The 20,977-nt window shown below is 47.2% G+C and carries 15 protein-coding genes and 1 tRNA gene; 7 read left to right on the plus strand and 9 right to left on the minus strand.

Annotated elements, in window-relative coordinates; genetic code table 11:
* Positions 1 to 3 precede the first annotated feature (3 nt).
* Positions 4 to 378, minus strand: a complete 375-nt coding sequence (locus GWG06_RS13675) for a response regulator (protein WP_160713865.1) — start codon at positions 376 to 378, stop codon at positions 4 to 6.
* Positions 379 to 380: 2 nt separating this feature from the next.
* The gene (locus tag GWG06_RS13680; RefSeq protein ID WP_160713866.1) at positions 381 to 4,400 is read right to left on the minus strand and encodes a response regulator; all 4,020 of its coding nucleotides are present in this window, start codon (positions 4,398 to 4,400) and stop codon (positions 381 to 383) included.
* Between the two features lie 171 nt (positions 4,401 to 4,571).
* On the opposite strand from GWG06_RS13680, the gene GWG06_RS13685 reads away from it, so the two are divergent.
* Positions 4,572 to 4,958: a response regulator gene (locus GWG06_RS13685; protein WP_158631615.1), complete on the plus strand. Its 387-nt coding sequence runs from the start codon at positions 4,572 to 4,574 to the stop codon at positions 4,956 to 4,958.
* 158 nt (positions 4,959 to 5,116) lie between these two features.
* On the opposite strand, the gene GWG06_RS13690 is transcribed toward GWG06_RS13685, so the two are convergent.
* Complete coding sequence (locus tag GWG06_RS13690) at positions 5,117 to 6,502, minus strand: S41 family peptidase (RefSeq protein ID WP_160713867.1); 1,386 nt, start codon at positions 6,500 to 6,502, stop codon at positions 5,117 to 5,119.
* A 225-nt stretch (positions 6,503 to 6,727) separates the two neighbouring features.
* On the opposite strand from GWG06_RS13690, the gene GWG06_RS13695 reads away from it, so the two are divergent.
* Entirely contained in the window at positions 6,728 to 9,022 is a 2,295-nt protein-coding gene (locus GWG06_RS13695; protein ID WP_160713868.1) for a tetratricopeptide repeat protein, read from the plus strand.
* Positions 9,023 to 9,241: 219 nt separating this feature from the next.
* Here the strand turns inward: GWG06_RS13695 and GWG06_RS13700 are convergent, their stop codons facing one another.
* Positions 9,242 to 10,573 carry a Fic family protein gene (locus GWG06_RS13700; RefSeq protein ID WP_127043262.1) on the minus strand — a complete coding sequence of 444 codons (1,332 nt, stop codon included), beginning with the start codon at positions 10,571 to 10,573 and terminating at the stop codon, positions 9,242 to 9,244.
* Between the two features lie 209 nt (positions 10,574 to 10,782).
* Positions 10,783 to 12,006 (minus strand): ROK family protein, encoded by a 1,224-nt coding sequence (locus tag GWG06_RS13705; protein ID WP_127043261.1) that lies wholly within the window; start codon positions 12,004 to 12,006, stop codon positions 10,783 to 10,785.
* Positions 12,007 to 12,528: 522 nt separating this feature from the next.
* Here GWG06_RS13705 and GWG06_RS13710 point away from each other — a divergent pair.
* The 5 genes from GWG06_RS13710 to GWG06_RS13730 all read left to right on the plus strand — a co-directional run bounded on the left by GWG06_RS13710 (position 12,529) and on the right by GWG06_RS13730 (position 16,537).
* Positions 12,529 to 12,610: transfer RNA gene (locus GWG06_RS13710), tRNA-Leu, on the plus strand.
* 215 nt (positions 12,611 to 12,825) lie between these two features.
* On the plus strand, positions 12,826 to 14,205 hold the full coding sequence (gene tig, locus GWG06_RS13715; protein ID WP_127044455.1) for a trigger factor: 1,380 nt from the start codon (positions 12,826 to 12,828) through the stop codon (positions 14,203 to 14,205).
* Complete coding sequence (gene clpP / locus GWG06_RS13720; protein WP_113616636.1) at positions 14,195 to 14,899, plus strand: ATP-dependent Clp endopeptidase proteolytic subunit ClpP; 705 nt, start codon at positions 14,195 to 14,197, stop codon at positions 14,897 to 14,899. Before tig ends, clpP begins: the two co-directional genes overlap by 11 nt.
* Before the next feature lie 170 nt (positions 14,900 to 15,069).
* Positions 15,070 to 16,314 carry an ATP-dependent Clp protease ATP-binding subunit ClpX gene (gene clpX, locus GWG06_RS13725; protein ID WP_160713869.1) on the plus strand — a complete coding sequence of 415 codons (1,245 nt, stop codon included), beginning with the start codon at positions 15,070 to 15,072 and terminating at the stop codon, positions 16,312 to 16,314.
* A gap of 22 nt (positions 16,315 to 16,336) precedes the next feature.
* Entirely contained in the window at positions 16,337 to 16,537 is a 201-nt protein-coding gene (locus GWG06_RS13730) for a hypothetical protein (RefSeq protein ID WP_160713870.1), read from the plus strand.
* Between the two features lie 142 nt (positions 16,538 to 16,679).
* On the opposite strand, the gene GWG06_RS13735 is transcribed toward GWG06_RS13730, so the two are convergent.
* The 4 genes from GWG06_RS13735 to GWG06_RS13750 form a co-directional block, all read right to left on the minus strand.
* Entirely contained in the window at positions 16,680 to 17,555 is an 876-nt protein-coding gene (locus GWG06_RS13735) for a c-type cytochrome (protein WP_160713871.1), read from the minus strand.
* Positions 17,556 to 18,018: 463 nt separating this feature from the next.
* Complete coding sequence (locus tag GWG06_RS13740) at positions 18,019 to 19,158, minus strand: acyl-CoA dehydrogenase family protein (protein ID WP_127044242.1); 1,140 nt, start codon at positions 19,156 to 19,158, stop codon at positions 18,019 to 18,021.
* Positions 19,159 to 19,169: 11 nt separating this feature from the next.
* The gene (locus GWG06_RS13745; protein ID WP_160713872.1) at positions 19,170 to 20,126 is read right to left on the minus strand and encodes a ComEA family DNA-binding protein; all 957 of its coding nucleotides are present in this window, start codon (positions 20,124 to 20,126) and stop codon (positions 19,170 to 19,172) included.
* A gap of 67 nt (positions 20,127 to 20,193) precedes the next feature.
* Complete coding sequence (locus tag GWG06_RS13750) at positions 20,194 to 20,955, minus strand: MBL fold metallo-hydrolase (protein ID WP_127044240.1); 762 nt, start codon at positions 20,953 to 20,955, stop codon at positions 20,194 to 20,196.
* Positions 20,956 to 20,977 lie beyond the last annotated feature (22 nt).

The raw sequence follows: 20,977 nt of genomic DNA on the forward strand, positions 1-20,977 counted from the left end.
AGCTTATACCGATATGTACCGTTGTATTTGTGTCAGCAACACATCTACATCGATAGGTTTTGAAATATAGTTGTCGGCGCCTGCTTCCAGGCACTTTTCGCGGTCGCCCACCATGGCTTTGGCGGTAACTGCTATAATGGGCAGGGCCCTGTTTCTGTCATTACTGCGCAGGGCGGCAATGGTTTCATAGCCATCCATATCGGGCATCATAATATCCATCAGCACTACCCCCACCTGGTGATCGGCATCCAGGAGCTGCAGGCCTTCTTCGCCGGTGGTGGCGGAAATACAGGCAATTCCTCTGGAACGGAGCACCGCTTTCAGCGCAAAGATATTGCGTGCATCATCATCGATTATCAATACTTGTTTCTGTTCCATATTTACTTCATGCCTTTATCGTATAGCCATACCCGTAACAGGGATATTAACTGATCTACATCCACGGGTTTTGAAATATAATCTGATGCGCCTGCCTGCAGACATTTTTCGCGGTCGCCCATCATCGCTTTGGCAGTAACGGCGATCACCGGCAGCTGCGCCAGCTTCGGCTGTCTGCGGATAGCGGCAATAGCATCGTAGCCGTCCATCTCCGGCATCATCATATCCATCAGCACTATGTCCACCGGATGTTCTTCCAGTTGCTGCAACGCTTCTTTTCCGTCGATGGCGGACACCACTTTCATCTGATGCATTTCCAGCGCCTTGGTGAGAGAATAGATGTTACGCACGTCATCATCTGCGATGAGCACGGTTTTATCTTTCAGCACTTCATTGAGCAGTGCCATCTTCCCGTTGCCGGACTGTACTTCCGGCGCTTTTTCCGATACCAGGTGCAGGAACAGGGATACTTCATCGAGCATACGCTGATAGGAATGGGCCGTTTTCACGACGATGGAATCCGCATATTGCCGGATACGCTGTTCTTCAGACCTGGAAAGGCTTTTACCGGTAAAGATAATCACCGGTATATTTTCCAGCCCTTTGATCTCCTTTACCTTTTCCAGCGCTTCGTAGGCATGCTGGTCCGGGATGCCCATATCCAGTATCACGCAGTCTACATCTTTCTGTTGCAGCAGCTGAATACCTTCATTGACGGTGCCGCTGATTTCAGAGTTCACCTGGTAATTGCTGAGGAAGTAGGCCAGCGCTTTGGCGTGTTTGGCATTTTCTTCGAGTATCAGCACTTTCTTGGTGGAGCGCTGCAATACAAACTCCATTTTTTCAAAAATGAGTTGCATGCTCTCTGCTGTAACCGGCTTGCTGATGAAGTCCACCGCGCCTTTCAGCAGGCTTTCCTTTCTCGCTTCCATGGAAGAGATGATGTGTACGGGGATGGCTTTGGTGGCCGGATCATTTTTCAGTTCTTCCATTACCTGCCATCCGTCTTTTACCGGCAGTTGAATATCCAGCAGGATGCCTACAGGCTTGTATTTGCGGGCCAGCTCACCGGCCTGGTCGCCGCGCACGGTTACCACGCCTTTGTATCCGCGCTGCCGGGTAAAGTCGAGCAGGGTTTTGGCGGTATAGGTATCGTCTTCCACTATCAGGATGACAGCATCGCCGGCTTGTACGGCTTCCCGGTCATCTTTAATATCTGCCGGTATGACGGAAGAAAGGAAAGGACCTCCTGCGGCCAGTCCTTCTTCCACCACATTTTTCTCCGGGGTGGCCGCCGCGACCGGTACCGGTTTTACCGGTGCAGGTACATATTTTCGTTTATACGGTAACGTTATATAGAATTCACTTCCCTTGTCGTCGCTGTTCAGGTGAATCTGGCCTCCCAGTAATTTTGCCAGCTCCCGGCTGATGGATAATCCCAGGCCGGTGCCGCCGTATTTCCGTCTGGTAGAGCCATCTGCCTGCTGGAAGGCTTCAAAGATGATCTGCTGTTTTTCCGGAGGAATACCGATACCGGTATCTTTTACAGCGAAACGGATTGTGCCGGGCACTTCTCCTGCGCGTACTTCCAGCGTTACGGCGCCTCTGGCGGTAAATTTGAGTGCGTTGGACAACAGATTTTTCAATATCTGCTCCAGCCTGTTCTGATCTGTCTCTATTGTTTCGGGAATCTCAGCATCCTTTACCAGTTTAAGTTCCAGCCCTTTCTCCCTGGCAATGGGCTCAAACAGCGCCTGCATGTTGGACAGTATATTGGCGATATATACCTGCCCGTATTCCAGTTCCATCTTGCCGGACTCGATCTTCGACAGGTCCAGTATTTCATCAATCAGCGTCAGCAGCCCCTTTCCGGAAGTGTTGATAACGTTGGCGTATTCCACCTGGTCTGTATTCAGGTTATGTTCATTATTCTCTGACAGCAGCCTTGACAGCAGCAGGATGGAATTCAGCGGCGTACGCAGTTCGTGCGACATGTTGGCCAGGAATTCCGATTTATATTTGGTACTGAGTGCCAGCTCTTCTGCCTTTTTATGAATATCAAGGTTACGCTCAACGATGATCTGATTTTTTTCTTCCAGCAACCTGCTGCGCTCTTCCAGTTCGGCGTTGGATTGCATCAGTTCTTCCTGCTGTACTTTCAGCTCTTCTTCAGATACCTGTAATTTTTGCGTCTGCGCTTCCAGTTCCACATTCAGGCTTTCCAGTTCGCTGTGTTGCACCTGTAGTTCTTCCGCCTGTGATTGCGTTTCCTCCAGCAGTTCCTGCAGTTTGGTTCTGCTGCGGGTACTCTGGATAGCAATGGCAATATTGACAGCGGCCTGTTTCACATAGTCCAGCACCTCATCGCCGAAAGGATGCAGCGCGCCTATTTCCAGCACGCCTTCTGCAATGCCTGCATGTACCAGCGGAACAATCAGCACATGACCGGGTTGCGCGCCGGTGGTGCCTCCGGAAATATGCAGGAAGTTATCCGGTGTTTCTTTAAGGTACATAGGCTCCCGTTGCATCATGGCCTGGCCCAGCAATGTTTTGCCCGCTGTAATCACCGCAGGCGCCGGGTACTGGTCAGACAGCGCATAGCCGGCAGAGAAGTGCAGTTCACCCGCCTGCCTGATATACAACACACCAACCTGCGCCCTGGTATAGAACACCAGGTCGGTGAGCGCATCTTTGGTAAGGGATCCCATGTCCCTTTCAGCCAGCAGGGTTTCGCTGATGCGGGTGATGCCTGACTGCACCCACATTTTACGCTCATTGTTGTTTCTTAACTCTTTCAGATCTGCTGCCATCTGCACCACGGCATGCCCCAGCACATCTTCCTCGCTGCGGGGCTGTACGCCGATATTGAAATTGCCTTTCCCGATTTTATCTGCCGCATCAGCCAGCTCAAGGCCGGTGCGGTCTATCTCTTCAAAGGAGCGGGCCAGGCTGCCGATGGCATCTTTCGATACAATACCCGTTTTAATACCGCCCATACCTTTGGAAATCTTATCTGCCGCATCGCGGAGCATATTGAGGCTATCTGTGATGGACTTGATGGTAAAGGACACAAAACCAATTACCAGCGCCACAATAAGTACCAGGAAAACAAGATAGCGGGTTTTAAGATCGTTTTCTGCTTTGGAAATAGCGCGGGCTTCTTTACTCACACGTTCAATGATGCTGCGCTGCAGTTGTTTCAGCTGATCCACGGCCTTACTGGAATTATCCCACCAGGAATCCGCATTAAACAGCGTATCAATTCTTCTTGACCGGATCGTGTTGGCAATAAAATCCTGGGTGATGGTGAATTCATTTGTTTTCTCCATCTGCTCAAAATCCCTTACTGTCACCGGTGATCCTTTGTCTGTAAACTCAGCCCGCAGGGAAGCATATACTTCTGCATTATTTTCTATACGCGAAAAATCTTCCGGCCACACTTCCTTCTTCTGCATGAAATAATAGATATCCATCCGGATCATTCCCTGGTAGGTAGCCATCTGGGCCAGCAGGTATAACGCATTAAGATCGTTCTGCAGCGTTTTCAGGTCGGCCACATCCGGCGTGTTGGTCCGGGAAAGATTATTCAGTCTGAATATGAGATTGGAATAGTAATCCAGTACTTCCCGCTGGGGCATTGATTTATTATCTATTTCTTTTCTCTTCTTCGCTAAAGTATTCAGCAGAGAATACTGAAAGAAGTGGCTGTCGTTCGCCAGCAGGCTACCTTTCACGGAGTTGATAGCCATGTCGGTTTTCGCGCGCTGCAGGAGCAGGTCCTGCTGAGAGCCATTACCGGAAACATAGTTTACGCTGTAGCGGCGTTCCATATGTACTTCATCCGCCACTTTCATGATAGTGGTGGTATTGTTCACTTCCAGCAGCAGGTTATCGATGTTTTTAATATCCTGGCTTTGCTTGTTGAATACCTGAATTCCAAAATAGATAAGGCATATCAGAGGGACCAATGCAATTAACAACAGCTTGCGTGGTAAGGGAAGCTGCATAAAAAATTTTTTCATCCGCCAGAGCTTGTTTAATTTTAACTATCCGGAAAGGCTGATGGAACCCATACAAACCTCATACCCGTCAGTAAGTTAAGTTGAATTATATTCATAAGAAAATAACCAACAAAATCATATTTTTGCCTTTATTTTTAATTTCTTATGGTCAATAGCTGTAAATATAGCTCAGTGCTTTTAATTGATGATGATGTGGATGACAGGATGATATTTGGCGATGTATTAAAAGAACTGGTGCCGGATATTATTTACAACGAAGCCATCAACGGGGAGGACGCATTAACCAAACTCGGAAACGGGCTTCTGCCGGACATCATTTTCGTAGACCTCAACATGCCAAGAATTGACGGCAAACAGTTTCTCGCAGAGATACAGAAACTGGAGCAGCTGCGTCATATTCCTGTTATCATCTATACTACCTCCTCCCACGAATCCGATAAGAAAGAAACCCGTGCACTGGGTGCAGCCTATTTTCTTACCAAGCCGAATAGTTTGCATGAATTGAACCTGGTGCTGAAAGGTATACTGGAGCGGACCATCGCTTATGAGGTGAAATAAAAACAATACATTTTTTTCCGGAAGAAATTTTTGACAGAAATCTGTCAGCCGGAAACCTGTTTCCCAAAAAATCCGTAAATATCAAAGGGCCTCACAAAGAATTGTATGGCCGGCAGTTCGTAATTGTTAAGATATAAAGTTTGCCGTTCCCAACGGCATTAAAGTTGTTTCAGCACTTCTTCCAGCCAGCCTTTCCGGCTCAGATCCACTTTTACATCCGGCTGAATACCTTTTCCGTCAGCCACCTCCCCTGCATTAATACGGCGGGATCGTGTGACGGGCCAGGCGAGTATAAGGTCAGGGGAATAGAACTGTTTATGGCAGCAGCCGGCTGCGTCGGCGGCTCCTGTGGCGGGTTCCCCAAAACGCTTTACCTTGCTGCTTTTCCGGCTTTCGACAATCAGTTGTTCTGCCGCACCGGCGCTGTTCCTGTTCATAATCACCGCGATGCGGGCGGGATAAGGCAGCACTTCCGGCAGGGTGATCGTTTCATCGGGCGTAAATGGAATAAATTTTCCCGGTGCGGTATCACTGCGGCGAATCAGTTGCCGGTATTTTTCCCGCTCTCCGTTGGGCAGGCTTTCTGCCGCTGCTACTTCCTGTTCAAACCGGCGTATATTCTCCGGCGTTGCCAGGAAATCATCGCCTTCCAGCTGCCACGGACCGGTATATAACAAGGGTCTGATACTGCGATATACCAGATCAGTGCCCCCGTTGTTATCGCGCAGATCCAGTACCATCCTGGCGTTGCGGCGCAGCTGACCGGAGTGGGCGCTGATAACGGAATCTATACTGGCGGCAGATACTGATTTCAGACGCAGGTAGCCGGTACTGCTGTCCAGCTGCCGGTAATAGGCGTTGCCGGAAGTTTCTTCCGGAAACAGGACCTCCGCTGCGGTGACCTTCCGCGGAGCAGCAACTACATTTCTGCCGACTTTTTTCCAGCCCTGAGCCGCCAGCAGTGCGGCGGTATCAGTTGCTCCCCGGCTGGCGCCGTAATCTTTTCCATACATGATAACATCGTAATATCCGTATCCGGCAGGTATCAGTTCGAGCTTCACATGTCCCGGCTGCCAGCTGCCAACGGCAGAATGGATAATAACGCCGGCGTATGTACGTAGTCCTCTGGCAGACTTCACTACCGCTATCGTATATACGCTGTCCTGCTGATAGATGCCTTCTATGTCTGCAGTCGTTTTCAGGTAGAGGTCACGCACACGGTCTACGGTAAGCGGCAGGGAATCGGGGGCAAACCGGCCTCCGCTGATATACAGGTTTTTATCATTAAACGCGTTGATCCATTTTCCTAAAAGGTAATAGCAATATTTTTCACTGTTGATTCTGGCAGCCTGCCGGCGATAGGTATCGTATTCCGCCTGGTAGGCAGGCAGCCCGGCGGTGGTTACCCTGGCAGAAAATCCGGCGTAATTGTTTTCAACAAACAGTTTCAGGCTGTCCAGCTTCCTTTCACAGTTGCACCGCTGCCGGGCATTTGCAGTGATAATAATACAACATAACAGGGAAGCGGCTAAAAGCAGTTTCATGGTAGCGTATCAGGATTCTTTCAGAAAGGTTTTTCAGTGGTTATATGCTACAGGTTGCCGGCATTCGGACTGGATCACTTTATCTGGGAGGAGACTGTCGGCTAACCTAAAAACATTAAATATTGATTAAATATATAAAAACAGTTTCAATAATTATAATTTATTTAAGGTGTCAGTATACATGATCCAATATTAATAAATTGCACGTTCTAATATGACGGTATTATGTACTTAGAAGAACTGGAACAATTGTACAATGAACAGGCATACACAGTAGCAACTATTCAACTGGAAGCCTATCTGCAGGAACATGCCACCTCCGCGCAGGCATGGCACCTGATGGGGCTGTGTAAACTGGAAATTGCCAAATCAGCAGAAACAAGGGAAGAAGCCACTGAAGTATATACCTCCGCCTATCATGCCTTCAGCGAAGCCCTGACACACGATTCTGCGCATATACAGGCACGCCTGCACCGCGCCTATATGGGCGCCAATGTAATAGACGGCAAAGCCGATACCACGCTCAGCGACTGTGAGCAACTCATCGATAACGGTGATGATGAACTGACCACCAAGGCACTGCTGTACCGTTTCCAGGTATGGGTGCTGCTGAATGAAACTGACAAAGCGCTGGCCGACATGCACCGTAACCTGGAAATATATGAATCGCTCTACAAAGATGACCTGCCGCAGCTGAATGTAGCGAGGTTCCAATGCAATACCCGCATCGGCGACGTATACTACCATAATGATGATAAACCGGCGGCACTTGATTATTACAGGAAAGCATTCCATTGCACCGTATATAATAACCGCAGCCTGTCTACCATCTATTTCGCACTGGAAATGGAAGATTACGACTTTGCTGCCGACATGCTGCATATCATGACTACCGCCGGGGAATACTCCGAGGAAGATATGCTTGCCCTCCTGAGAAAAATTAAACAGCAGCTGGACGAAGGCCTGCAACATGCTGCGCTGGCCAGGGAATTCTGCTGGGGCACCATCGACTACTGGCACCATTTCTACGGTGAAGATGAGGCAGAAGGCACACTGGAACAAATCTCCACCGGTAAACGGTTTATTGCACAATACCCGGAAGAATCCTACTTCTATCATTTCACCGCTACCGCCCTCTTCAATATAGGCAGCTACGGCGAATCACTGCCCTATTACGAAAAGGCGACAGCCATCAGCGCATATCCCAGCACCATCATCCGCTGGTATTACGCCATGTATAAAACTACCGGACAGTTTCCGGCATCATGGCCTGAAACAGACTACAGCGTGCCGTTTGACTGGTACAGCGCGGGCGTCATCTGTGGCGAACTGGTGCAACAGGAACAACAGACGCCCGGCAGAGAACAGTTGCTGCAGCTGAAGAAATATCTCTATAAAAAAGCCTTTGACATCTACCATCCCTATTGGTATAGTAATACAGGATCGTCCTACGCAGGTCATCCTCACCACTTTGCGATGTGCTGTAATAACTACGGTATCACCCTGTTCGAGCTGGGCGATTTTGAAGAAGCCACCCGCGTGCATAACATCGGATATAACATGTCGCCCTTCTGGGAACAGCTGGAATCCAGGGCAGAAGCGTGGCACGCCCAGGAAAAATATGCAGAGGCGGTTACCGACCGGCAAACCATCCTCAACAACTTTACCAGCACCCTGCCACTTGTATACTACGTATCCATTCATGAGCGCATTATAGAAGATCTCACTACGCTGGAACGTTACGAGGAAGCCCTCGCGCTCTATCATAAAATTCTGCAGGAATACGATGAGTGGATTGCTGCTGATATGCAGGAACTGTCTGCAGAAGAATGCGACTCCATCATTTACAATATAGACCGCATCAAAACAGACCGCGCCTTTATCAAAACCGGTACAGACGGGGATCTTACAGAACGTATTGAAGCGCTGGAAGCACATCTGACAGAAAAACCGGACGACAGCGATGCCTACTTCAATCTGATGTATCTCTATTTTGAAGGAGGCCGGTATGAACACTGCATCGGAGCTATTAATAATCGTATATCCATTGGCGGTATAGCAAGATTACCCCTGGTATCGCAGATGAAAATTTATTACTTCCGCGGAAAAGCAGCGTTAAAGCTGGGAAAATACCAGCCCGCCATCAGTGATATGCTGCAGACCCTGGATATCATGTCCGGCGGCGGAGAAGCAGATAATACTCCCAACAACCGTTGCGGCGTATTTGCGTTCCTCGCAGAAGCCTACCTCGGCGCCGGCGATACGGACAACAGCATCACCTACGGCCAGAAATGCATACAGATCTACAAAACCATGAACTGGTCCTGGGATAATGAATGCGTTAACTTCTATTTCATCCTGGCCCAGGCCTATGCTGCCAGGGAGGATAACAGTCACTGCAAAAAAATGCTCGATAAAATACTGGAAAACACACCCGGACATGAACCGGCACTCCAGCTGAAAGCCACCCTGAAAGGCAGCGGAGGCTTGTTTTCCTTTCTCCGGAAGAAAAAGAGTTAGGGAGTTAAGGATTTACGGATGTTGTAATTTTCTGATTACTAAATGCAGCGGAGATATACGTGTATATCTCCGCTGCATTTTAGTGTATATTCATCATGTTGTCAGCTGGTATTCAGCTATTCAGTAACGGCAACGGATATACTTTTGTTTCAGCTTACATGTACATCTATCTACACAATCATCACCGTTCATATCACCGCTGGAGATATCGGGATTAAATTACTTTTGAGCCTTTTGCAATTTTCTGATATAAGCGGGCAATGGTAAAAACTGGCTTTTCCTTCCACTTCTCCGTTCTTCCAGAACACCATTTTCAACCAACCCTCCAAGATCATTTCGTGCAGTTTGATTACTAACTCCAAATTTATTCTGAACCTGAGCCACTGTAAAGTAAATTGTAACATCTTTTAATATTTCCTGAATCAAACCAATTTGCCGATCATTAAAAGATGTATTGCGGAGCAATGTAATAATATTCTGTTTTTCTGCTGTTTTACGCTGAATATAACTTTTCAAATCCTCCATAGCGATATTAATTGACCGGAGGTTATAAATAATAAAATATGTTAAATCATTATCATCTAACTCCGTATGCAGATATGCATGAGCATATTGGGCTTTTGAATTTAGAATAGTGCGAGACACTGACATATATTCAATTAGCCAGTATCCTTTTTTAATCAAATACCAGTAAAAAATAGTCCTGGCAGTTCTACCATTACCATCTGCAAACGGGTGAATATACCCCATAAGGAAATGTAAAATAATCCCCTTGGTAATTGGATGCATGAAGAAACTCAGCTTTTCCCTGTCATTGGCAAAATGACAAAAATCATCCATAAGTTGCTCTAATTGATCTGCAGGCGGAGGTGTGTAAACTGATTTTCCCGTTTGAACATCTACAACGTTAATATCATCACTCTTTCGAATTACGCCTTCCTCACTTCTTTCTGAAAATGTGTTTTTGGTAAGTATTGCATGAATCTGAAGAATTGCATCCTTGGTAATATCCATACTTTTATTCTCCACAATCCATTTCATTGCCTCATAGTTGTTGAGAATCATTTGCTCGGAGGTATTTCTGGGCTTTCGGTTATTCTCCAACATTTCTTTTGCCACCTTTCGGGTGGTGGCTGCCCCTTCCAGTTGGCTGGAGGCAATGGCCTCTTCCATCAGCGAGCTAATCAGGTAACGATCTCTATCTTCTGAAGGTATGATGCTATCTCCTTGTAAAGACCCCCCTAAGTTCATGTCGAATGCATGAAGAGCCTGCTGTACTACCGATGGAGATCCGACAAGAAATTTGAATTTTGGCAGAGAAGAAATACTGAGTCTTTTATTAGATATTCGCCAGGTTTTCACAGCGGCCCAGAGCCTTTTGGCATCTATCTTCCAGTCATCAGCAAGATATTTCCACTTTTCCCAGTAATAATATTTATTATCGTTTATATCTAGGAATTCCTGGAATTTCTTTTTCTCACTTAACTGTGACAACACTTCAGCATAAACAAAATCTTTGGGCGTGATAGGTGGGCCTTCAGGTATTCTCATTTTCTCCTAATTTTTACAAAATTAGGAGTTTTAAGGGACTATAAACTTGTATAGTTCCTCATTCTCCTAAAATTGACAAAAAAAGGAGTAAATTGACAACACAATATTTATAATTGATAATCAGAGAATTATATCAATATCTCTTTTCTTGACAACATCATTAAACCCCAGACAGCAGATTTGTATTCCATCCGCCCCAGGCCCTTTCATCAGTTAATCAACACCTTATTTCTAACCAGGAGGCAGGCGCCGATAATGCCGGAGCGCTCTCCCAGTGTAGATATTTTCAGTTTGGTATCGTTGTTTACCAGGCTGAGGGAGTATTTGTTCACGGCGCTTTTTATCGGTAAACGAATGTAATCCTGTGTGGCTGCCAGGCTTCCGCCTAAGATCACCAGTTCGGGGTTAAAGATATTAATCAGCAGCGCGATGCCGCGGCCCAGGTTCTCACCGATGCTGGCAATCAACTCTATCGCCAGTACGTCGTCGTGGTTGGCAGCGTCAATAATATCCTGGAGCTGAATGTCTTCCGGAGCCAGCCCCTTACGGGTAAGCATAGACGAAGATCCTTCCCGGAGGCGGTCGCGGAACATACGCATGAGCGCCCATCCGGAGGCCTCTGTTTCCAGACAGCCTTTCTTTCCGCAATGACAGATGATTTCATTGTCAAACAGCGGAATATGGCCAACTTCGCCGCTGTAGCCGGATTTACCGTAATACAGCTGTCCGTCAATCAGTACCCCCATTCCAATGCCGTAGTCCAGGTTCAGGAACAATACATTTCTTTCCCCATGCACGGCATCTGAGCAGAACTCGCCATAGGCCATGGCCCGGGAGTCGTTCTCCAGAAATACCCGGATACCTATTTTGGTTTCAATGATTTTACTGAGCGGCTCCTCATCAAAGTAAAAGAAGCTGTAACTGTAGCCGGTAGCGAAATTGATACGCCCGGACAGGTTGATGCCAATACCAAGAATTTTTTCTTTCGGTACCGGCAACGCCTTGATAAAATGACTGATCAGCCGGCAGAGTTCTTCCAGCGATGCTTTACTGTTATCCAGCTTATAGGGAATATTTTCTTCCGTGCGGATCAGGTTTTTCTGCAGATCAGATAATCCCAGGTTCAGGTGATGCTGCTTTACATCTACGCCGATAAAGAAAGCGGAGTCGGGAACCAGCCCATACAGGTTTGGTTTGCGGCCGCCGGTAGATTCTATCTTGCCGTAGTCTTTCACCAGCCCGTCGTGTATCAGGTCGTTCAGTAAGGTCGTTACTTTCGGTGCACTCAGGTTCAGTTCCCGGCACATGTCCGCAATAGTGGCATTCCCGATGTTGGCAAAGTAAGCCAGGGCAGCCTTTTTCAGATGAATATTTTTATAGGCAACCCCTGTCAGGTTTTCATTGTTCAATTCTTCAAAAAAGGTTTTACCCATACTACGGCGCTTTCAGTTTTTAATATGCGGTTAAGATAATCCGCTTCTTCTTAATTTTTTCAGAAAAGAAGAAACTACAAAAATCCATTATTTATACAAACTTCTTATATTTTGAAAAATATTCTTCTATTCATTTCAATTAAATAAAATTTATTAATTACTAGTGATAGTTGATGAAATATTTCATTATCTTGATTTAGGCGTTTTTTATTATGAAACGGAGAAAACCATTACGGGCCACCTGTTATGCCTGCTACCATGGAATAGCCACCGGCGGTTCAGACAGATCTGATGCACAGGCGTACGCATACCGGGTCAGTCAAACCTGGTTATGTCCGCAGCATACCAACCCGCTGTCAAAGGCTGACAGCCTGTCTCCCCGTCCCCAAAATTCATTTTTTTAATTCGGGGAAAATAATACCTTTGCAATCCTTTTTGAGCAAAAAAGGCAGCTCTTTTTTATTATTCAAACGCCTCCCCGGGAAGCCGACGAATAGCAAAAGTTCTTATTTTTATCCTTTTCCGGGTGTGGTGAAATTGGTAGACATGCCAGACTTAGGATCTGGTGCCGCAAGGCATGGGGGTTCGAGTCCCTCCACCCGGACATATTCTATTATGTGGCAATGTGTCAATATGGCAATGTGATAATGCTATGCTTACCTTCACTTTCATTGTCACTGCAGTCGTATCAGACGCGCTCTCACTTAATTATCAGCTTTTTTAATCCTGCCATTCCTGCTTGCCGTTGTGACTTCATGGCAGAAAAATAAACAAGGAATCATTATTGCTTCTTAAAGAACATTTTTATACAATTCAATTATGGCAACCGTTACCAGAGAAAACATTGGTTTATTGAACGATAAGATCACTGTGAAAGTGAGCCAGGAAGATTACCTTCCTAATTTTGACAAAGCAGTAAAGCAATTCAGCAAAAATGCAAACATACCCGGCTTCCGTAAAGGCATGGTACCTGCAGGTATGATTAAGAAGATGCATGGTCCTGCTATTTTTGGCGACGAAGTGCTGAAAACAGTGGAAAAAGAACTGATGGGTTATGTACAGGCTGAAAAGCTGGATATCTTCGGTCAGCCTTTATCTCTGGATAAAACTGCGAAAGACCTCGATTTCAGCAACCCTGCTGAATACGCATTCGAATTTGAAGTGGGTCTGAAACCTGCTTTCGAAGTTACTCCGCTGGAAAACAACAAAACCACCCTTACCAAATATAAAGTAACCGTTACCGATGAAATGGTAAACGATGAAATCCAGCGTTTACAGCTGAAAGGTGGTAAAACTTCCGAGCCTGAAACAATCACTTCAGAAGATAATGTAATAAACGTTACATTCGAAGAAGCTGATGCAAAAGGCAACGTAGCGGAAGGTGGCATTACCAAAGAAAACGCCCTGCTGGTGAAATATTTCACCCCGGCTGTTCAGGCTGAACTGCAAGGCAAAAAAATCGGTGACAGCATCACCATTAAACTGGCTGACTCCTTTGACGAACAGCGTCTGGGCTGGATCCTGAAAGATCTGGGCTTCGCTGCTGACGATAAGGAAGCTGCACAGAAAACTTTCAAACTGGCGATCACTAAAGTGACCCTGATTGAAAAAAGAGAACTGAACGAAGAATTCTTCAAAGAAGTTTATCCTGCTGAAAGCATCACAACAGAAGAAGCTTTCCGCGCTAAACTGAAAGAAGAAATCGGCAAGTACTGGGACAACGAAAGCCGTAACCACATGCACAACGACCTGTTCGAAGTGCTGGTACATGAAACTCCTATCGAATTACCGAAAGAGTTCCTGAAACGCTGGTTACAGGTTGGCGGTGAAAAACCTAAAACTGCTGAAGAAGCAGAAAAAGAATTCCCCGGCTTTGACCACCAACTGCGCTGGACGCTGATCAGCGATAAACTGGTTCGTGAAAATAAACTGGAAGTTTCTTTCGAAGATCTGAGAGAAAGTGCCAAACAAAAAGTACTGGGCTACTATGGCGGCGCCGCTGCAGATGGAGCAGAATGGCTGGATAGCTACCTGGATCGCCTGTTACAGGATGAAAAATTTGTTGACCAGACTTACCGTGAAATGATCACCACCAAGTTATTTGACTGGGCGGAAAGCAAGGTGACCGTGAAAGAAGAGGAAATCAAAGCAGACGATTTTGTTAATTTACCTCATAAACATCACCATCATGAACATTAATAACGATGAATTCAGAAAATATGCCATCAAGCATCGTGGAATCAGCAGCCTGGTAGTAGATAGCTATGCTAAAAGTCACCAGATTAACAGCCTGACTCCATATATCCTCGAAGAGCGCCAGATGAACATGACACAGATGGACGTTTTCTCCAGGCTGATGGCTGATCGTATTATTTTCCTGGGAGATCCCGTTAACGACTACGTGGCTAACGTAATTACCGCGCAGCTGTTATTCCTGGAGTCTTCCGACCGTAACCGTGATATACAGATGTACATCAATAGCCCCGGAGGCAGCGTGTATGCCGGCCTGGGTATTTATGATACCATGCAGATCATTTCTCCTGATGTTGCTACTATCTGCACCGGTATGGCGGCCTCCTTCGGCGCTGTACTCCTGGTAGCCGGCACAAAAGGCAAACGTACTGCCCTGAAACACGCCCGCGTAATGATTCACCAGCCTCACGGCGGCGCTGAAGGTCAGACTTCTGACATCGAAATCACTGCCCGTGAGTTCGTTAAGCTCAAAAAAGAACTGAACGAAATCATTGCCGGCCACTGCGGTCAACCCGTGAAAAAAGTGGAAAAAGATTCTGACCGTGACTACTGGATGACCGCTGACGAAGCGAAAGAATACGGCATCATCGATGACGTACTCCAGAAAAATCCTAAGAAACAACTGGATACTCCACAATAATTCCGGTTATCCGGACAATCAGGCGAATCCTGGTTAAGACAATTTTAACAGTCCCGCCTGTGGCGGGGCTGTTTTATTTTACCTCCTACCCGGATTTTTAGTGTAAATTTGTAACCCTGTAATATCATTGCAGGCAATGACAGATTCGTCGAAAAATAACTTATTCTGAAATGAAAGAATCGAAAATTCGTTGTTCCTTCTGCAACCGCTCCAAAGATGATGTGCAGATACTGATTGCGGGCGCCGAAGGACATATCTGTGAAAACTGTGTCGCCAACGCACAGGAAATTATTGACGCGGAGCTGTTCTCTCCCGGCAAGAAACCTGCATCCTCCGGCGCTGCCAGCGTAATGCCCAAAGTGGCTAAACCCGTGGAACTTAAAAAGTTCCTGGATGAATACGTTATCGGACAGGACGATGCCAAAAAAATCCTGGCTGTAGCTGTATACAATCACTATAAAAGACTGAACCAGCAAATAGGCGACGATGAAGTGGAAATCGAAAAATCCAATATCATCATGGTAGGTGAAACCGGTACCGGTAAAACCCTCCTGGCCAAATCCATCGCCAAACAGCTGAACGTTCCGTTCACCATCGTGGATGCTACCGTATTCACCGAAGCCGGCTACGTAGGCGAAGACGTGGAAAGTATCCTCAGCCGCCTGCTCCAGGTATGTAACTACGACGTGGAAGCTGCTGAACGCGGTATCGTTTACATCGATGAAATCGATAAAATCGCCCGCAAAAACGATAACCCTTCCATCACCCGCGATGTAAGCGGCGAAGGCGTGCAGCAAGGTCTGCTTAAACTGCTGGAAGGTGCAGAAGTACTGGTACCTCCGCAGGGCGGCCGTAAACACCCGGAACAAAAACTTATCAAACTCAACACCAGCAATATCCTGTTCATCTGCGGCGGCGCTTTCGATGGTATCGACAGAATCATCAGCAGAAGAGTACAGACGCATTCCATCGGCTTTACCGTTAACAAGGAAAAAGAAGAAGAAAGCAGGAAACAAATACTCCGCTATGTGAACTCCCAGGATCTCAAATCCTTCGGACTCATTCCGGAACTCCTGGGCCGACTGCCGGTAGTTACCTACCTCAACTCCCTGGACAGAGATACGCTGAAAGCCATCCTCACCACACCGAAAAATGCACTGATCAAACAGTACAAAAAACTGTTTGCCATCGAAAATATCGATCTGCAGGTGGATGATGAGGCAGTAGAATATATTGTAGACAAAGCCATGGAATACAAACTGGGTGCACGCGGCCTCCGCTCCATCTGCGAAGTGGTACTCAGCGACGCCATGTACGAACTGCCATCCAGCAACGAATCCGCTTTTGCCCTGACCAAAGAATATGCGCAGGCCAAACTGGAACAGTCTACCCTGGTGAAATTAAAAGTAGCGTAATAACCAATAAAACCCTTTTTTTATGCAGGAACTCATTCAGCAATTACAGGCGAAGGCCGGACTTACTCCTGAGCAGGCTGCTCAGTCCATCGAAGTGATAAAGGAATATGTGAAAGGTAAGCTCCCTCCCTTTATCGCAGGTACTGTAGACAACTGGTTTGCAGGCATGTCTAAATCTGATGAAGGCAAAAAAGAAGGTCAGGCCAGTGATTTCCTGATTTAAGATTTTATTATTTTATTATTTGAGATTTGAGATTTGAGATTTGACCTGAGCGGATAAAAAAATGCAGCGGATGTTCTCCGCTGCATTTTTTTATCCGCTCAGGTCAAATCTCAAATAACCAAATAATAAAATTTCCCCATACTTAGAGGCTGCTGAGATACCGGAAAAGGGCTTTGAGTTCTTCGTCGGTGTATTGGGAGGTCATGGACCAGGGCATGTCTTTATTTTCCAGTTGTTTGCCTTCGGGTGTTCTGCCGGTGCGCAAAGTGGAAATAAAGCCCGATTCCGTCCATTTTCCCAGATTGCCCCTGGAGGTAATATCCGCCACCCTTTTTCCGCCCGGAATGGGGCTTTCTCCCCCTGTTAAATGAGGATTATGACAGCCGGTACAGGACACCGACAGATAAGCGCCGTATTCTTTCGTGGCAGCTGGCGCCATTACTGCAGGCTGACGAAACCTGTGATCTACCTTTTGTGCCGGAAACAGCGGCATTTTACCCAGTACCGTAAGTACCCTGCCTACCGGGCCGGCATGTGTACGGGGCAGCTCCCGGTCAACCGGCGGCTGCGCCTTACAAAATGCAATGATCGCTGCTATGTCCTGGTCTGATAACCGGGCATACTCATAAGATGGCATCAGCAGCAGGGATTTCCCCTCATGGCTCACCCCGTGCCGAAGTGCCAGTAACCAGTCGCGGGTACTGTATCCGGGCCTTAAACCACCTTTTCCGGTGGTCAGGTTAGCGCCGGCAAAATAGCCGATGAGCGGATCATCCAGGAAGGTTTTTCCGGCCAGGTTTTTATCATGACAATCACTGCATCCCTTAATTGTAAAAAGGTGTTCTCCGGCCGCGATGGCAGCAGCGTCCGTCGGGATGGGAATTTCGCGCAGCTGTATGGCATAGCGTGTGTTTTGCTGCCGGTTGAATAAAAAGGTGAAGATGCTGTAAGCAATAACGAACATGACGACAAGGCACAGCAATGCTATGCCGGTCCATTTAAGGATTCGGGCTAACATACAAATAATGCTTAATGAAGAAAAGTTTTTACGCGTACAAAATTAAGCGGGATGTATGTCTCCCGTTTCAGTACTACTACTGATTTTTGGGGGTTAAACGTAGTACTGATGGTGGTGGAGCGTAGGTTCAGGTAAATAACGTGGATTACAGGTCCTGTAATCTTTATCTGGTTTGCAGATTGAAGCTCTTTCTGGTTATAGAAAAGCACCCGGGTTAAAGGGTGCTTTCCTGAGAGTAAAAGTGTTTCAAATCTTTCTTGATTTTTGTGTTAAGGTTGATAAACGGTAAAGAGTGATGAATTAACCCAAATTTAACGTTCCTTTTGCAATATCAAATAACACTAAAGGGGTAATATTTCATTTAATTGTCAAAAAAGATGAATGGTTTGCACCTTCGGTTTTTTTACATTAAAAAAATATCATCCTTACAATCAAATAAGAATCAATAACAAAAACGATATAGCTATTTCAATGATTCTCTGGCGATAACGATTTTTTGAATTTCAGAGGTCCCTTCTCCGATGGTGCATAATTTTGCATCACGATAATATTTTTCCACCGGGAAATCTTTCGTGTAGCCGTAGCCACCGAAAATCTGTACGGCATCGTTGGCTGTTTTCACCGCTACTTCCGACGCATAGTATTTGGCGATGGCTGCTTCACGGGTCATTTTCACCTTTCTGTTCTTCATGTCTGCTGCCTGGAGCGTCAGTAATTCCGCGGCTTCTATTTCGGTAGCCATATCTGCCAGTTTGAAAGAGATGCCCTGGAAGGAGGCGATCGGCTGATCAAACTGGTAGCGCTCCTGCGCATATTTCAGGGCTGCATCGCGGGCGCCTTTGGCGATGCCGAGAGACAGGGCAGCGATAGAAATGCGGCCACCGTCCAGAACTTTCATGGACTGGATAAAGCCATCTCCCACTTCGCCGAGTACATTGGCTGCCGGCACGCGGCAATTGTCAAATATCATTTCTGCCGTTTCGGAGGCGCGCATACCGAGTTTATTTTCTTTTTTGCCGCCGCTGAAACCGGGGGTTCCCTTTTCTACCACAAAGGCCGTCATACCGTGGCTGTCTCTGACATCGCCGGTACGGGCTATGACTACAGCCACATCACAGCTTTTGCCGTGCGTGATCCAGCATTTGGTACCGTTGATGATCCAGTCGTCCCCGTCTTTTTTAGCCACGCACTTCATGTTCATGGCATCGGAGCCGGTATTGGGTTCTGTTAGTCCCCATGCTCCCAACCATTCTGCGGTGGCCAGTTTGGGCAGGTAGCGCTGTTTCTGTTCTTCATTGCCGAACTGCAGAATGTGTCCGGTGCATAACGAGTTATGTGCAGCCACACTGAGGCCGATAGCTCCGCAAAACCTGGCGATTTCGCTGACTACGGTTACGTACTCCAGGTAGCTGAGACCGCTGCCGCCGTATTCCTGCGGCACCAGTACTCCCATCAATCCCAGTTCCCCCAGTTGCCTGAATAATGACACAGGAAATTCCTGTGTTTCATCCCACTCCAACACGTGCGGTGCGATGTGTGTTTTTCCGAAGTCCCGGATCATCTGGGCAATCTGTTGCTGCATATCCGTTGGCTCAAAATTCATAACGTGCGGGTTTAAAAAGTGATAACAATGTAAGGTTCAATTTTACGATAAATAATTTCATCCACCAACGGCAGGCTGCGAAGCTCGTCAACACGCCTGAAACCCGCATGGGCACTGCGATACTGAACAATCAGACGGGCCAGTTTATAACGTATATATGGATGAGCCGCCAAAGATTTTTCATCTGTGAGGTTGAGGTCTATTTTTTTTAGAGAACCATCACCGATCTTCAAAAAAGGTTGAATTTTTTGAAATGTACTGTCAGGCAAACCGTAGCACTCCCCCACCTGCGATATGGCAAAGAAGCCGCCCAGCTTATCCCGGAAGGCAGTAATACGCCGGGCATAACCCGGCCCGATTCCTGGCAGCAGCTGCCATGCAATAGTATCTGCCGTATTGATATCAATGACTGCCGGCAGTTTGCGCGGTGGGCCTCCGCTGCGTTCCGTTCGCTTGTATGCGGACTGATAACCGCTGTGGTAAACGGTATCAGTATACCGGGTGCGATGATATGGCCGTCCGGCAGCAGCAATTTTCACATAGGGTATCAGCCGTGTGCAGGTTGCAGCCGTCAATCCATAGATCCGCTGCAGGTCCGCCGCTTCGCGGAAACGCCCGCCCTTCTCCCGGAAACGCTGAATAGTTGCTGCCGTACGGGCAGGCACGCCTAATTGTTCCCAGCCGCTGACCGGCAAGGTATTCGGATCAAAATAAAACAAGGCTCCGGTGGAAACGGCCACCTCTTCCCTCCGCCCTGCTGTTACAGCGGGAGCATCCGGTTTGCGCTGCGCTTCAAATGCCGTTACGGCTGCATGTAATGCCGTACTATCGCCCACGGTTACACGCTGCAACGGGAACAGCATATCCGGCAGCCAGGCCGTCATCAACATGAGAGCTACCATTACCAGGATACCTATACGTTCCCTCGGCGAAAACCGCCACCATTCCTTTACCGGAGCTTTCCACATGGGCTAACATTTACAGTGGAAAATTACGGCCGTGAAAAATGAAGAATGTTAACCGGATGTGAAGAAGTTAAATTTCTATGGTCAGACCGTCATACGCCAGCGCCATGCCATCGGGCAGCTCTTTCATCACCTCGTCATGCAGTCCCATCTGGTGGCTGATATGCGTGAAATACACCTGCGGCACTTCCAGTTCTTTGCCCAGCGCGATAGCTTCTTCCAGGGTAAAATGGGAAATATGTTTTTCCCTTCTCAGGGCATTCAGCACCAGTACCTTTGAGCCACGTATCTTCTCTTTCTCTTCCGGTGCAATGTAGTTGGCGTCTGTGATATAGGTAAAGTCATGTATGCGGAACCCCATGACCGGCATTTTGTAATGCATTACCTGTATAGGCGTGATGGTGAGTCCGTTGATGGCAAACGGGGTATCGTCAATGGTTCTGAGGTTGATTTCCGGAATACCCGGATATTTAAATTCAGCGAAGGCGTATGCAAATTCACGCATGATAATATTCTGGGAAAATTCTGTGGCGTAAATATCAATGGCGCCCTGCTGAAAGTAGTTAAAGGCACGGATATCGTCCATGCCTGCAATATGATCTTTATGAGAATGCGTAATCAGTACCGCTTCCAGGTGCTTCACGCCTGCGCGCAGCATCTGGTACCGGAAATCGGGGGTGGTATCCACTACAATATTCCCTTCGGGGGAAGAAATAAAAATGCTGCTCCTCAGTCGCTTGTCCTTTTTGTTGGCAGAGGTGCAAACCTCGCAGCCGCAAGCTATTACCGGTACTCCCTGCGATGTGCCTGTTCCGAGAAATGTAACTTTCATCCCGATGTTTGATTAGTGCTGG

This window comes from Chitinophaga solisilvae, from assembly GCF_009928525.1.
In the GTDB taxonomy this organism is placed as follows: domain Bacteria; phylum Bacteroidota; class Bacteroidia; order Chitinophagales; family Chitinophagaceae; genus Chitinophaga; species Chitinophaga solisilvae.